General features: G+C 67.6%; 15 protein-coding genes. 10 read left to right on the top strand and 5 right to left on the bottom strand.

Annotation, left to right across the window (positions count from 1 at the left end; all coding sequences use genetic code 11):
- Positions 1-11: 11 nt before the first annotated feature.
- Positions 12-1,649, bottom strand: a complete 1,638-nt coding sequence (gene groL, locus LG334_RS15250) for a chaperonin GroEL (RefSeq protein WP_404379319.1) — start codon at positions 1,647-1,649, stop codon at positions 12-14.
- Between the two features lie 60 nt (positions 1,650-1,709).
- Positions 1,710-2,021 carry a co-chaperone GroES gene (gene groES / locus LG334_RS15245; RefSeq protein ID WP_404379317.1) on the bottom strand — a complete coding sequence of 104 codons (312 nt, stop codon included), beginning with the start codon at positions 2,019-2,021 and terminating at the stop codon, positions 1,710-1,712.
- A gap of 273 nt (positions 2,022-2,294) precedes the next feature.
- On the opposite strand from groES, the gene LG334_RS15240 reads away from it, so the two are divergent.
- Positions 2,295-2,558, top strand: a complete 264-nt coding sequence (locus LG334_RS15240; protein ID WP_404379315.1) for an usg protein — start codon at positions 2,295-2,297, stop codon at positions 2,556-2,558.
- A gap of 202 nt (positions 2,559-2,760) precedes the next feature.
- On the top strand, positions 2,761-3,489 hold the full coding sequence (locus LG334_RS15235) for a DUF3750 domain-containing protein (protein WP_404379313.1): 729 nt from the start codon (positions 2,761-2,763) through the stop codon (positions 3,487-3,489).
- A gap of 268 nt (positions 3,490-3,757) precedes the next feature.
- Here LG334_RS15235 and LG334_RS15230 read toward each other — a convergent pair whose 3' ends face one another.
- Positions 3,758-4,270 (bottom strand): hypothetical protein, encoded by a 513-nt coding sequence (locus LG334_RS15230; protein WP_404379311.1) that lies wholly within the window; start codon positions 4,268-4,270, stop codon positions 3,758-3,760.
- Positions 4,271-4,381: 111 nt separating this feature from the next.
- On the bottom strand, positions 4,382-5,689 hold the full coding sequence (locus LG334_RS15225; RefSeq protein WP_404379309.1) for an MFS transporter: 1,308 nt from the start codon (positions 5,687-5,689) through the stop codon (positions 4,382-4,384).
- A gap of 556 nt (positions 5,690-6,245) precedes the next feature.
- Between LG334_RS15225 and LG334_RS15220 the strand changes: the two genes are divergently transcribed.
- From LG334_RS15220 to LG334_RS15195, 6 genes are all read left to right on the top strand, one after another.
- Positions 6,246-6,695 carry an Hsp20 family protein gene (locus LG334_RS15220; RefSeq protein ID WP_404379308.1) on the top strand — a complete coding sequence of 150 codons (450 nt, stop codon included), beginning with the start codon at positions 6,246-6,248 and terminating at the stop codon, positions 6,693-6,695.
- 124 nt (positions 6,696-6,819) lie between these two features.
- Positions 6,820-7,755: an RNA polymerase sigma factor RpoH gene (gene rpoH / locus LG334_RS15215; RefSeq protein ID WP_404379306.1), complete on the top strand. Its 936-nt coding sequence runs from the start codon at positions 6,820-6,822 to the stop codon at positions 7,753-7,755.
- Positions 7,756-7,938: 183 nt separating this feature from the next.
- Entirely contained in the window at positions 7,939-9,126 is a 1,188-nt protein-coding gene (locus LG334_RS15210) for a type III PLP-dependent enzyme (RefSeq protein WP_404379305.1), read from the top strand.
- A 129-nt stretch (positions 9,127-9,255) separates the two neighbouring features.
- Complete coding sequence (locus tag LG334_RS15205; RefSeq protein WP_404379303.1) at positions 9,256-9,492, top strand: type II toxin-antitoxin system Phd/YefM family antitoxin; 237 nt, start codon at positions 9,256-9,258, stop codon at positions 9,490-9,492.
- 3 nt (positions 9,493-9,495) lie between these two features.
- Entirely contained in the window at positions 9,496-9,945 is a 450-nt protein-coding gene (locus tag LG334_RS15200) for a PIN domain-containing protein (protein WP_404379302.1), read from the top strand.
- The gene (locus LG334_RS15195; RefSeq protein WP_404379300.1) at positions 9,942-10,748 is read left to right on the top strand and encodes a hypothetical protein; all 807 of its coding nucleotides are present in this window, start codon (positions 9,942-9,944) and stop codon (positions 10,746-10,748) included. Before LG334_RS15200 ends, LG334_RS15195 begins: the two co-directional genes overlap by 4 nt.
- A gap of 55 nt (positions 10,749-10,803) precedes the next feature.
- Here LG334_RS15195 and speE read toward each other — a convergent pair whose 3' ends face one another.
- A complete protein-coding gene (gene speE / locus LG334_RS15190; RefSeq protein WP_404379298.1) occupies positions 10,804-11,655 on the bottom strand; it encodes a polyamine aminopropyltransferase in 852 nt (283 codons plus the stop codon).
- A 202-nt stretch (positions 11,656-11,857) separates the two neighbouring features.
- Here speE and LG334_RS15185 point away from each other — a divergent pair, with 202 nt between their 5' ends.
- On the top strand, positions 11,858-13,291 hold the full coding sequence (locus tag LG334_RS15185; RefSeq protein ID WP_404379297.1) for an MFS transporter: 1,434 nt from the start codon (positions 11,858-11,860) through the stop codon (positions 13,289-13,291).
- A 96-nt stretch (positions 13,292-13,387) separates the two neighbouring features.
- Positions 13,388-13,639: a hypothetical protein gene (locus LG334_RS15180; protein ID WP_404379295.1), complete on the top strand. Its 252-nt coding sequence runs from the start codon at positions 13,388-13,390 to the stop codon at positions 13,637-13,639.
- Positions 13,640-14,328: the final 689 nt, after the last annotated feature.

Below are 14,328 nucleotides of genomic sequence, written 5' to 3'. Positions count from 1 at the left end.
GCAGGCTGGACTTAGAAGTCCATGCCGCCCATGCCCATGTCGCCCATGCCGGCGCCGCCGGACTTCTTCTCGGGCTTTTCGGCCACCATCGCCTCGGTGGTGATGAGCAGGCCGGCGACCGAGGAAGCATCCTGCAGCGCGGTGCGGACCACCTTGGTCGGGTCGACGACGCCGGCCTTCACCAGGTCGACGTACTCGCCGGTCTGGGCGTTGAAGCCCCAGTTGGTGTCGCTGGACTCCAGCAGCTTGCCGGCGACCACCGAGCCGTCGTGGCCGGCGTTGACGGCGATCTGGCGCACCGGCGCCTGCAGGGCGCGGCGGACGATCTCGATGCCGACCTTCTGGTCGTCGTTGGCCGGCGTCAGGCCTTCCAGCGCCTTGATGGCATACAGCAGCGCCACGCCGCCGCCGGCGACGATGCCTTCCTCGACCGCCGCGCGGGTGGCGTGCAGGGCGTCGTCGACGCGGTCCTTCTTCTCCTTCACCTCGACCTCGGTGGCGCCGCCGACCTTGATGACGGCCACGCCGCCGGCCAGCTTCGCCAGACGCTCCTGGAGCTTCTCGCGGTCGTAGTCCGAGGTGGTCTCCTCGACCTGCGCCTTGATCTGCGCCACGCGGGCCTGGATGTCGTCCTTGGAGCCCGCGCCATCGACGATCGTGGTGTCTTCCTTGGTGATGGAGACGGTCTTGGCCGTACCCAGCATGTCGAGCGTCACGCTTTCGAGCTTGATGCCCAGATCTTCGCTGATGACCTGGCCGCCGGTGAGGATGGCGATGTCCTGCAGCATGGCCTTGCGGCGGTCACCGAAGCCCGGCGCCTTGACGGCGGCGACCTTCAGGCCGCCACGCAGCCGGTTGACCACCAGGGTGGCGAGGCTTTCGCCCTCCACGTCCTCGGCGATGATCAGCAGCGGCTTGCCGGACTGCACCACGGCCTCCAGCACGGGCAGCAGGGGCTGCAGGCTGGTCAGCTTCTTCTCGTGGATCAGGATGTAGGGGTTGTCCAGCTCCGCGACCATCTTTTCGGAGTTGGTCACGAAATAGGGCGACAGGTAGCCGCGGTCGAACTGCATGCCCTCGACCACGTCCAGCTCGGTCTCAAGGCCCTTGGCCTCCTCGACCGTGATGACGCCCTCGTTGCCAACCTTCTCCATGGCGCGCGCGATGATCTCGCCGATCTCGGCCTCGCCGTTGGCGGAGATGGTGCCGACCTGGGCGATCTCGGCGTTGGTCTCGACCTTGCGGGAGCGCGCCTTGACGTCGGCGACCACGGCGGCGACGGCCATGTCGATGCCGCGCTTGAGGTCCATGGGGTTCATGCCGGCGGCGACGGACTTGGCACCCTCGCGCACGATGGCCTGGGCCAGAACGGTGGCGGTGGTGGTGCCGTCACCGGCCAGATCGGCGGTCTTGGAGGCGACCTCCTTGACCATCTGGGCGCCCATGTTCTCGAACTTGTCCTTCAGTTCGATTTCCTTGGCGACGGACACGCCGTCCTTGGTGACGCGCGGGGCGCCGAAGGACTTGTCGAGCACCACGTTGCGGCCCTTGGGGCCCAGCGTGACCTTCACCGCGTCGGCCAGGATGTCCACGCCGCGCAGCAGGCGCTCGCGGGCGTCGGGACCGAACTTCACTTCCTTGGCTGCCATTGTCTTAGGCTCCGGTAATCAATTGCTTCTTGTTGGTTCGAACCGGGGTCCGCGCGAAAATCACGCGGCCTTGGCGGCGGCTTCGGCCTCGATGACGCCCAGGATGTCGCTCTCCTTCATGATGAGCAGATCCTCGCCTTCGATCTTGACCTCGGTGCCCGACCACTTGCCGAACAGGACGCGGTCGCCCGCCTTGACGTCCAGCGGGTGCAGCGTGCCGTCCTCGGCGCGCACGCCCTGGCCGACGGCGATGATCTCGCCTTCCTGCGGCTTTTCCTTGGCGGTGTCGGGGATGATGATGCCACCCTTGGTCTTGGTGTCGGCCTCGATGCGGCGCACCAGAACCCGGTCATGAAGCGGCCGGAAAGTCATGGCTTTTTTCTCCGTCATTCCTTGTCAAAGCAAATGACTGCTGATGGTTGAAACAGCTCCCGCTGACGCGGCGAGCGGAGGCATAAATAGGGGAAGAAGAACCTCCGTCAAGAGGCTTTGGGAAAATTTTGGCAGCACTCTCGGCCGTATGCTGCTAACGCATTGATTTTCAAGGATGATATTGATCGCGGGGACGCGCGGCGCCATTCTTGAGGAAGGCGCCGCGGCAACGCAAGCGCGCCTTGGGAGAGACAGCACAGGAGGCACGACCCGATGTCCACTCTCGCCAAGCAGATGCAGGACTACCGCCTGACGACGGCCCGCATCATGTACCACATGCCCGACCACCCCAGCCTGTTGCAGGAATACATCTGGCAGGACCTGGACCTGGCGCCGCGCTATCCGGTGCTGCGCAAGTTCCTGGCGTTCTGGGAGGAAAACCTGGACGGCCGCCTGCATTCCGTACAGGTCGCCAGCAAGGGGATCATCACGCCCGGCGAGATGCGCCTGGCGGCGGCGCAATACACTCTGCATTGACCTGATTCGTTCAGACGCTGTCGCGCCCGAACGACGTTCAAGCGCCGCTAAGGCTCACGCGCCTGATCGGCGCGGGGTCGCAGTCGCGACCCTATGTCGCCCTTTCCGATCTTGCCTGACCGAAAAGGGCTCCGGCTCCCTTCACCCGCCCGTCCCTTCGCCCCATTCTTGAAGGATGCATGACGGTTTCCGGGCGGTGAGGATGGTGCGCAAGACGGTTCTGGGGTTCCTGGCGCTGGTGGTGGTGTTCGTCGCGCCGGTGGGCGTGCACGGCCTGCAACGGGGCGTGCCGGAGGGCCACTGGTCCAGCGCGTCGCGCGATTCCATCGGCCTGGCGCCCACGGTGGCGGAGGAGGCGGGGGCCGTCATCCAGGTCTACGCCGCGCCGACCTACGGGTGGCGGGGCATCTTCGCAGTCCACCCGTGGATCGCGGTGCGCCGTGCGGGATCATCTGACTGGGACCGCTACGAGGTCGTCGGCTGGGGCGGCGGCCGGGTCACCCGCGACCGCATGGCCCCCGACGCCCGCTGGTACGGCGCCGAACCCCGCCTGCTGCTCGACCTGCGCGGCGCGGACGCGGCGGTTTTGATCGACGAGGTGGAAGCGGCGGTGGCGAGCTACCCCTACACGGGCGCCTACCGGACCTTCCCCGGCCCCAACAGCAACACCTTCCTCGCCCACATCGGCCGCAGCGTGCCGGATCTCGGCCTGGACATGCCGGCCAACGCCATCGGTAAGAACTGGCTGCCCTGGGACGAGCCCGTCTCGACCGCGCCCAGCGGCGGCGGGGTCATGCTGTCCGTTGCCGGCCTGGGCGGGCTTCTGGTGGCGCCGGAGGAAGGGGTGGAACTGACGTTCCTGGGGCTGTCGCTTGGGGTGGACTTTGATCCGCTGGACGTGCGGTTGCCGGGGTTTGGTGGGGTGCGGTGAGGGGGTCGGGTCTGGCGGCGGTGCCGCGAGGCCACGAAGACACGAAGAACTCCAAGCCGATGTGCTGACGGGCGGCGCCGTGCTTCATCGGTTGGCGGTGGATTGAGATGAACCACCGAGACACCACGACGGCGCGAAGGCGCGCCTTCATTCCTTCTGCTGACCAGCCTCGCCCGGCTTGCAGGAATTGGTGATGAAAAGGACGCGAGGGAGCGCGAGGGAGGCGGCGCCTCCCTCGCATCCATATCGCGGCGCAGCCGCGAGCCCCTCAGTTCAGCAGCACGCCCTGCTCCCGGACCGAATGCCGCAACGGCGTCCGCCGCCCCTCGTCCCTCACCTCAGCACGCCCCACCCCGCAACACAGCCTTAACGCCACGATCCGGGCGTTCCGGTAGCACGACAATTGCAGCCGCCGCCCATCCCCCAGGTCCCTCACCCAGCGCACGCAGGCGGCCGGGCCTCGGGGCTGCGTCGGGCCGTGGAGCATCGTCAGGCTCCAGGCGTTGGCGCGGGCGCGGGCCTCGGCTGCTTCCGACGTGTCCAGGTAGGCGAGCGCGCTGGCGCCGATGACACGGTCGGTGCCGGGTGCCACCGCCAGGCGCAGTTCGTCGAAGCCCTCCGGCACGGCGTGGTCGGGCGCGTCGGTCCAGAAGGTGCCGAGCGGGCTTCGGGTCAGCAGGGCGGCGGGCGGCGGCGGGCCGGGGACGCGGCGGAGGAGGTCCTCCCCCAGCGACAGGTCGGCCTCAAAGGCGAAGGTGAAAGCGTCGTCGGCCCAGGTCATGGCGGCGTCCCCCCAAGGTTGCTGCAAACAGGCGCTTGATGCGTGCGCCAGGGGACAACGACACCCGAGACCGCCTTATTCCATCCGCCGACGACGAAAGTCGGGCCGCGGCTATTCGGCGGCCAGCCGCTGGTCTTCCGCCGCCGCGTCGGCCTCGGCCCTGAAGTCGAAGTCGAAACTCAGCTGGCCGTCGGCGTCCTCGCCGCGGGGGTCCATGGCGGCCGAAACCGCCGAGGTGCGCGGCACGACATGGTACTTGCCCTGCTCCTCCATGGGCACCGAGGGGCGGGCGCGGACGCGCCAGGCGGCGAAGACGCTGGAGACCACGCCCAGTCCCAGCAGCACCGCGAACAGGCCGTTGGGGCCGATGGCGTCCATGAGCGGCGAGACGAACAGCGGGCCGATGGTCGCGCCCAGGGAATAGGTCAGCAGCAGGCCGCCGGCCGCGGCCACCAGTTCGTGGCTCTCCAGGTGGTCGTTGGCGTGGGACAGCGACAGCGGATACAGCGTGAAGCTGATGCCGCCGAACATCACCGCGCAGCCCACGACGTACCAGAACCCAAGGTAGGTGGCGCCGATCATCAGCCCCGAGATCGCCACCTGGGCGATGAACAGGCTGACCAGCACCACGCGGCGGTCCAGCAGGTCCGACAGCTTGCCGATGGGATACTGGATGATGAGCCCGCCCAGGATGGTGGCGGAAACGAACGTCGCCGTCTCCGACACGCTGTACCCCAGCTTCTGCGTGAACACGGGCGCGAGGCCATAGGAGGCGCCGAACACGATGCCGCCGACCCCCGCGCCGTAGACGCCCAGCGGCGAGACCTTCCACAAGCGCTTGAAGGAAAAGCTCGCGACTTCGGGCAGGGTGGGGATGGGCGTGGTGGTCATGGCCACCGGCACCACGGCGATGCTCATGAGGATGGAGATCACCACGAACAGCAGGAAGCCGGTCTCGTCGGGCAGGTTGAGCAGGAACTGGCCCAGGAACTGCGCGAAATAGATGGTCACCGCGTAGCTGGAGAGGATCTGTCCGCGCGTCACGTTGGTGGCGCGGTGGTTCAGCCAGCTTTCCACGCAGATGAACAGGCCCGCCATGCAAAAGCCTTCGACGAAGCGCAAGGTGAGCCAGATCCACGGGTCGACCTCCAGCGCGTGGGCGAGCGTCGCGCCGGAATAGACCGACGCCAGCGCGGCGAAGGCGCGAATGTGGCCGACACGGCGGATGACGCGCTCGGCGAACAGGGCGCCCAGCGTCAGCCCGCCGAAATAGCCGGCGTTGACGATGCCGACCACGGTTGCCGAGGCCCCCGCCATGTCCAGCCGCAGACTCGTCAGGGTTCCCATCAACCCGTTGCCCAGCATGAGGAAAGCCGCGCCGGTCAGCAGGGCGATGATGGGAACCAGGATCGCGCGCATGGGTGTTGGGAAACTCCGGGTGGGGCGGTGTGTCGAGGGCCTTCGGACGACGGCGTCGGCCGCCGGGCGCCGGGCGCCTGGCGGCCGCGCGTTCGGGCTAGCACCGATGATCGTGGAGTTCAACGGAAAGCGCCGCGGCGGGGTTGCGGCGGAAGAAGCTTCCGCCCATATCGGGGCCCTGGGAAAGCAGACGAATTTGGTCCACTTTTTCCTTGACCTCGCATCCTTGATCCCCATATTATGATTGTGCCGGACGCCGCAGTATTGGGTCCGGCCTTCGGTGTGCCCCGATCCAGGCCCGTCCAGGGCGCGTAGGTAGGGGGCAGGGGCGACGCGGCAAGGGCCGGTCGCCGCCACCAGCGAAGGGCTCGCGCCAGACGGCGGAGCCATGAATGTGGGTCGCTCCTCCGGCTTTGGTCCGGGGAGGGCGCTTCTGGAAACGGCAACACTGGACGCGCAAGGGAATGGCGGTCCGGCGTGCCACGGTCGCAACGGATGCGGGCCTTGGGTCCGACCGATATGTCGGCCGACATCGCTCGATGGAGGATGTGCGACAATGCGTGATCTGACTCCCCTTTACCGCTCCACGGTCGGATTCGACCGCGCTGCCCGCCTGATGGAAGGCGCCCGGCGCATGGACGGCGGTACCAACTACCCGCCCTACGACATCGAGGCCATTGGCGAGAACGGCTATGCCGTGACGCTGGCGGTGGCCGGCTTCGAGGCCGACGACCTGACGGTCGAGGTGCGCGACGACATGCTGGTGGTCGCGGGGCGGAAGGCGTCCGACACGAATGAGGACGCGGACGAGCCGGTCTTCCTGCATCGCGGCATCGCGACGCGCGACTTCCTCCGCAAGTTCCACCTCGCCGACCACGTCAAGGTGACGGCGGCGGGCCTGGAGAACGGCCTGCTGCGCATCGACCTGATGCGAGAGGTGCCGGAGGCCAAGACGCCGCGCAAGGTCGCCATCGCGACCGGGGCGCCGGAAACCGCCATCGCCTGATATTCGCGCCGAGCCGGGCGGAATGGATCGCCTTCTAAGATCGCAACAACAGGCGACGGCGTTCCATTCCCCAAAGGCCCCTCGGGCCGCGAAGGGATCTACTGATTGAAGGGGAGTTTCTCCCATGGTTGACACCGACACCACTCTGAACGTCCGCGACATTCCGACCCTGACGCCGGAAATGTCCTTCTCCTCCTACATGGACTCCATCCGCCGCTTCCCGGTGCTGGAGCCGCAGGAGGAATACGACCTCGCCATGCGCTACAAGTACGAGGGCGACGAAAAGGCCGCGCACCGCCTCGTGACCAGCCACCTGCGCCTGGTCGCCAAGATCGCCTCGCAGTACCGCCGCTATGGCCTGCCCATGGCCGACCTGGTCAGCGAGGGCAACCTGGGCCTGATGCGCGCCGTGCAGAAGTTCGAGCCGGAAAAGGGCTTCCGCCTGGCGACTTATGCCATGTGGTGGATCAAGGCGAGCATCAACGAGTTCGTGCTCAGCCAGTGGTCCATGGTCAAGATGGGCTCCGACGCCGTTCAGAAGCGCCTGTTCTACAACCTGCGCAAGGTGAAGGCGAACCTGGGCCTGTACGAGGACAGCGACATGGCGCCGGAAGACGTCGCCCGCATCGCCGAGGAGTTGAACGTCGGCCGCGACCATGTGGTGAACATGAACCGCCGCCTGATGTCGCGCGACAGCTCTCTCAACGCGCCGGTGTCGTCCGACATCGAAACCGAGCGGATGGACATGCTGGTCGACTACAACCCGACGCAGGAGGACACTTACGCCTCCTTCGAGGAACGCACGCTGGGCCGCCAGTTGATCGGCGAGGGGCTCGCCGCCCTGAACCAGCGTGAGCGGGAAATCATCCAGGCCCGCCGCCTGGCCGACGACCCGGTGACGCTGGAGGACCTGGGCAAGCGCTATGGCGTGTCGCGCGAGCGCGTGCGCCAGATCGAGAACCGCGCGTTCCAGAAGATGCAGGGCGCGATCAAGGCGGCGGCCACGCGCCTGCGGGCGCCCATTGCACAGGGCCTTGACCTTCTGCCCCACGCCGTGTAAGGTCCTGCTCCTTTCGGGTTCCGCGGCACCTTAACGGGTCGCCCGGAACCCGATTTTTATCTTGAGGATCAGATCATTCCGGCCTAAACGGGCGCGGATAGTTTGCCTAAGCACTGCGGCTCGCGCGGCGGCGGCATTCTGATCATCCTTTGAAACTGTCACCGGTTTTGGGGAGGGGTCAAAATGAGCCAGCTGTTCAGCGGCATTACCGAAGTCGTGGACGTTCTCCAGCCCGTCGATCCGATTCACTGCGTGCGCACGGACGTCCTCCGCGCGACCGCCCGTCGTTTCGTGCAGGCTTTTCCCGGCGATGTTCTCTACGCCGTGAAGTGCAACGACAACCCGGTGGTGCTGAACGCCCTTCACGAGGGCGGCATCCGACACTTCGACACGGCGTCGATAACGGAAATCCGCGACATTCGCGCCCGCTTCCCCGCGGCCGAATGCCACTACATGCACCCGATCAAGAGCCCAGAGGCCATCGCCGAGGCCTATTACAAGCACGGTGTGCGCGCCTTCGTGCTCGACCACGAGGACGAGCTTGCGAAGATCCTGGAGGTCACGCACGACGCCCGTGATCTGACGCTGGTGGTGCGCCTGGAAATGCCGCGCGGCCAGGCCCTGATGGACCTGTCGGGCAAGTTCGGTGCGCCGGTGCACGAAGCCGCGCGTCTCCTGAAGGCGTGCCGGGAGGTCGCCGCAAAGGTGGGCCTGACCTTCCACGTGGGCAGCCAGTGTGTCGACGTGCGCGCCTTCGGCGTCGCCATCGACCTGGTGGGCGAGACGCTGAAGCTGGCCGGTTGCGACATCGACGTGCTGGACGTGGGCGGCGGCTTTCCCGGCCAGTACACGGGCAACGAGCCGGCTTTCGAGGACTTCTGCGCGGAAATCCGCGCTGGCGTCAAACGCATCTCCCTGCCCGCGACCTGCCGCCTGCAGTGCGAGCCGGGCCGCGCGCTGGTGTGGGATGCGCTGTCGGTGCTGTGCCGGGTGGACCTGCGCCGCGGCGCGTCGCTCTACCTCAACGACGGCACCTACGGCAGCCTGTCGGAACTGAAGTATCTGGGTCCGTACTTTCCCATCACCGTCGTGCGGCCTGCCGGCGAGGCGGCGTCGGAGGGGCGGTCGGACTTCCAACTGTTCGGCCCGACCTGTGACTCGGTCGACAGCATGCCCGGCCCGCACCGCGTCGCCGACGACGTGCGCGCCGGCGACTGGCTGGAGATCGGCATGATGGGCGCGTACTCCAACGCCCTGCGCACCCGCTTCAACGGCTTCAACGTGGAGCGCTTCGTGGAAATCCGCGACGAGGACACGGATGCCGACCGGGTGACCTGGCTGAAGGACTACAAGGTCCGCCGCGTCGCCTGATTGCCGCATCGTTGCCGGTGAACAAAGGCCCCGCACGCCAGAAATGGCGGCGGGGCCTTTCGCTTGACGGCGCGGTGGGGCGAGCCCATCATTTCCGTCAGCAAGCGGAGTTGAGCGATGAACAGGCGCGTGACCGTGCACGAGGCGGAAGAAAACTTCATGTCCCTGCTCGACCAGTCCAAGGCCGGCGAGACGGTGGAGATTTTCCAGGACGGGATGCCCGTCGCGCGCCTGTCGCCGTCTGGCCGCACGGCTGAGCAACGCGCGAAGGCGCAGAAAGAGGCACTCGCGGAGATGCGGCGCGGGTTCAATCTCGGCGGAGAAACGTTCGACCGTGAGTCGCTCTATGACCGGTTCGACCGATAGCCGATGCGGTTCACGGTTGATTCCAATGTCCTCGTCTATGCTTACGACGAAGCTGCCGGTGTACGGCATGCCGTAGCCCTCGCGCTGCTGGAGCGCGCGTTTCAGGCCGATCTGGTCATCACGATCCAGTCCCTCGGCGAGCTGTTCCATGTGCTGACGCGCAAGGGGAAGCTGCCGGCGGAGCGGGCCAAGCAGGTGGTCGCGCGCCTGTCCCCGACGGCGGAGGTAATCGCGGCCGATGAAGACTGCCTCACCGAAGCCATGGACATGGTCGCCCGCCACCAATGGTCCTTCTGGGACGTCATGATGTTCGCCACCGCCCGTCAGGCCGGATGCGCCCTGCTGGTCAGCGAGGATGGACAGGACCGCCGGCATCTCGATGCACTGACCATCGTCACCCCCTTCACCGACACGCCGTCTCCGCTCCTGGAAAAGGCGCTGGCGCCGCCATGACGCCCGAGACCGGCGCCGTCATCGGCATCGACGTGGGCTGGGCGCCCAACCGCAAGTCCTCCGCCGTCTGCCGGTTGGAGTGGACCCGCGACGCCGTCTCCTGGCGGACCACGCCGGTTGGCGTCGACCTGGCCGAGCGGCGGGCCGTCGTCGCCGACATGACGGGCCAGGGCGCCGACGTCTGCGCCATCGACGGGCCCATCCACGGCAGCCTGGAAATCATGGACCGCTACCGCCTGCCGGAACGCCTGCTGACGCGCGGCTTCCAGCGCATCGGCAAGCCCGGCCAATCGTCCTCGCCCCAGGGCCGCCGCCTGAACCAGGAGGCCACCGTCTTCGCCGCCCTGGTGCTGGACACCGGCCGCCTCGGCCCCGCCCGCTTCGCGGGCGCGATCCACGACCGGGCGCTGGTGGAGGCGTTTCCCACCAGTTTCCTCGGCACCATGCTGGAGAAGGACGGCGTGCCGGAGCACGGACAGCGCTCCGACGTCTACTACGCGCACCTGCTGGGCAGGGTGCCGGCGCCGCCCCGCGACATGCTCTCGGCGCTTGTGGAAGACCTGCTGCCCGGCCGCGCGTGTCTTCAGCGGCCGGCGGAGGTCCGCGACCACGACGAGCGCGCTGCCCTGGTCTGCGCTCTGACGGCCCTGTCAGTCGCCTGCGGACGCTATGTATCGGTGGGTGATGGGGCGGACGGCTTCATCACGCTGGGCGCCCATACGCGCGCCTGGGCTGTCGACCAGCTTCATCGCAACGCAGAGGCTTGTGGCTGCCCGGAAGCGGTCATAGACCGTTCCAACTGACCGCGCGCGGGAAGGGCGCGAGGGGGCCGCGTCGGCTCCATCGCGCCTGTCACTGTTACACCAGCCGTTCGATCCAGGCGGGCAGGGCGAACGCCCCGGCGTGGATGGCCGGCGTGTAGTAGTCGGTGGACAGCTGGATCTGTTCGACCCGCTTGGCGGCGTCCTCGACGGACAGGCTGCCCAGGTTGGTGCCCTTGGAGCCCCAGGTCAGCGCCATGAAGCCGCCGATGTAGGTGGGCGTGACCGTCAGATAGGTGCCGGCGTGGGGGAAGACGCCGCGCAACTGCCGCATGGTGCCGGTCAGTTCGTCGGCCTGGAAGAACGGGCAGCCGTTCTGGAACACCGCGATGCCGGTGTCGGTCAGGGCGTCGCGGATCAGTTCATAGAACTCGGTGGCGAACAGCACCTGCGCCGGGCCGAGCGGGTCCGGGCGGTCGGCGATGATCAGGTCGTACTTGCCCTTGCTGTCGGCGGCCTTCAGGTGCTCGAAGGCGTCGGCGACGAACAGGTTGAAGCGCGGATCGTCGAACACGCCCTTGTTCACGCTGGCGAAGTACTGCTTGCAGTAGTCCACCACCATGCCGTCGATCTCGCACATGTCGACCTCGACGCCGGGGTGCTTGAGGCACTCCTCGGCGATGGCGCCGTCGCCGCCGCCGACGATCATCACGCGCTTGACCGCGCCGTGCTCGACCATGGGCAGGTGGGTCAGCATTTCGGAATAGGAGGCTTCGTCGCGCTCGGTGATCTGGACGACGCCGTCCAGGGTCATCACTCGGCCCAGCGCCTCGGTGTCGAAGATCTGGATGTGCTGGAATTCCGAGCGCTGGTTGACCAGCATGTCGCCCGCGACTTCCATGTGCTGGCCGTAGCCCTTGTGCAGGGTTTCGGAGAAGATGGTCGCCATCGGCTTGCCAATCCGTCCGTTTTGCAAGAATTGAGTGGATGTGCGTCTGAACCCGAGGGTATAGAGCACGCGCGTCCGCGGGTCACCCCCAAAAGGCCGTGAAATCCGATCGCTGTGGTGTGTCATGCGTTGGCGACAGGGCGCCGGCGCGCTAGCCTGTCCGCCCGCATCAACCACCATCCCGAGTCCCGCCGGAGTTTCCATGGTCACCGCCGTCGCCGCCATCGGCGCCCTTCTCCTGTCCGTCGCCATCATGGTGATGGGCAATGGCCTGCAAGGCACGCTGATCACCGTCCGCGCCAACATCGAGGCCTTCAACGCCGCCGAGATCGGCCTTCTGGTGTCGGGCTACTACGCCGGGTTCATCGCCGGCTGCTGGGCTGCGCCCCAAATGGTTGTGCGCGTCGGGCATATCCGCACCTTCGCCGCCATGTCGGTGATCGCGGCGGCGACGATCCTGATCTATCCGATCATCGTCGAGCCGTGGGTGTGGTGGGTGATGCGGGCCATCGCCGGCCTGGCGCTGGCGGGGCTCTACACCGTCATCGAAAGCTGGCTGAACGACCGCGCCACCAACGAGAACCGGGGCGCGCTGTTCAGCATCTACCGCGCCGTGGACCTCAGCGCCATGACCGCCGGCCTGATGCTGCTGAACATCGCCTCGCCGGAAGGGTTCGAACTGTTCAGCCTGGCGGCGCTGCTGATGTCGCTGGCGCTGGTGCCGGTGGCCATGACGCGCGGCGTTGCGCCCGCGCCGGTGGCGGCGGCCCACCTGCAACTGCGGCGGCTGTACACGGCCTCGCCGCTGGGCGTGGTGGGCGTGTTCATGGTCGCCATGGCCAACGCCGCCAGCATGGGCCTGATTCCGGTCTTCGTGCAGCGCAGCGGTTTCGGCGTGGAGGCGGTGGCCTTCGCCATGGCCGCGCTGGTGGTGGGCGGCGCGCTGGCGCAGTATCCGGTGGGCTGTCTGTCGGACCGATTCGACCGGCGCTCGGTGGTAATCGTGTTCACCATCCTTGCCGTGCTGGGCGGCGGCGGCGTGGCCGTCGTGTCCATCTACGGCGGCGGGTTCACCGGGATCGTGGCGGCGACGGCGGTGTTCGGTGCCATCACCATGCCGCTCTATTCGCTGCTGATCGCCCACGTCAACGACCACCTGGAGCCCCACGAGTTCGTCGTCGCCAGCGGCGGGCTTCTGCTGATCTACGGCCTGGGTGCGGTGGTCGGGCCGCTGATCGCCTCTTTCGTCATGCTGGAGCGGCCGCCGTGGCTGTTGTTCGCCTACACCTCCACGGTCTTCGGCGTGCTGGTGGCCTACTCCTTGTGGCGCGTGACGCGGCGTGCGCCGCCGCTGGCGTCGGAGCAGGGCGATTTCGTCATGCCGCTGTCGCCGTTGGCGACGCCCCAGTCCTTCGAACTGGACCCGCGCGCAGACGCCGATGCCATCGCCGAGATGGACGTCCTGGAGCCGGTGGAGGAGCGCCCGCCGGTGACGGAGGTGACGGAGCCGGGCGGTCCGTCCGGCCAGGACACCGAGGCAGAGCCTCGCGCTCAACCGGCGCCGGAGCAGCCGGCCGCCGCGCCGCCACCACCCGAGACGCCGTCGGAGCCCAAGAGCCTGCCGCACCGGGACTGATCCCGCAGGGAACTGCGCCGAACGGGGTATGCGGTGAACCGGCGCGCGGCGGCTTTCGTTTCGCGGTCATAAAACAGACGCTAGGAGGTCTTCACCATGCGTAAGTTGATGATCGCTGCCGTTCTGTCGACCAGTGCCGTCGCACTGTCGGCCTGTGCCGGTATGAACGAGACCCAGGAAGCCACCGCCGCAGGTGCCGGCCTGGGTGCCACCGTGGGCGGCGTCGCCGGCGGCGGCGCGACCGAGGCCCTGGTGGGCGGCGCGGCCGGCGCCGGCGCCGGCTACCTGTACGAGCAGGCCCAGGACGACGAAGGCGAATACGACGAGGGCGGCGGCCTGTTCGACTAGAACCGGCACCGCCGTCGCATCGGAAACGGGCCGTCCCTTGGGGCGGCCCGTCTCTTTCGGACGCGCCACGCCGGCGGTGCGGTAGTCCGACAATCGGTGTGGATTTTCTTTGTTCGGGCCGTCGCGCCGTGGCATCATGCCTCCGCCTCGAAACAGGGGCTCGCGCGGCTGGGCGAACAAGGCCGCGGACGAAACGGATACTGCGGACCGGGCACCTCAACAAAAACGTCCGGACGCGCCCGAACAGGGGGGAACATGTCATGGCCCGCATTCCGGGGCCCGCGCCGCGGCTGTCGCGGCTGCGCGGCGGACGAATGTCATCCTTCATGTCATGAGCCACGACTCCGACCGCCGCACGGCGGCCGGGCGTTGAGCGTGCGCACCCCTCCGTTCGCGGCAGGATTACCCGCCTTCCGGGCCGTACTTGCGGCAGGGAGCGGGTCACGGGGCGTGGCGCGTTCGTCGCTCAGGCGAGGGGCGTGACCGCGCATGAAGGCCGGCCGGACCGGAGGCCCCAATTTTCGCCGCGCCGGCCTTCATCATCATCGAGCATCAAGACTCCTTGATTGCCCTTCGAGGGCGGCCCGCGCGGCGGGTCGCCCTCTTTTTTCGGCGTGCGTGATCCCCAAGGTAGGAGAGCGCGCTCCGGGCGGCTACAATTCCCCCAAACGCGGGACGGAGTAACGTCC

The sequence above is a fragment of the Caenispirillum salinarum genome, assembly GCF_044803115.1.
Lineage (GTDB): Bacteria > Pseudomonadota > Alphaproteobacteria > Rhodospirillales > Rhodospirillaceae > Caenispirillum > Caenispirillum salinarum_A.
The sequence above is the reverse complement of the archived record's forward strand: the minus strand, read 5'-3'. Positions and strand labels throughout refer to the sequence as shown.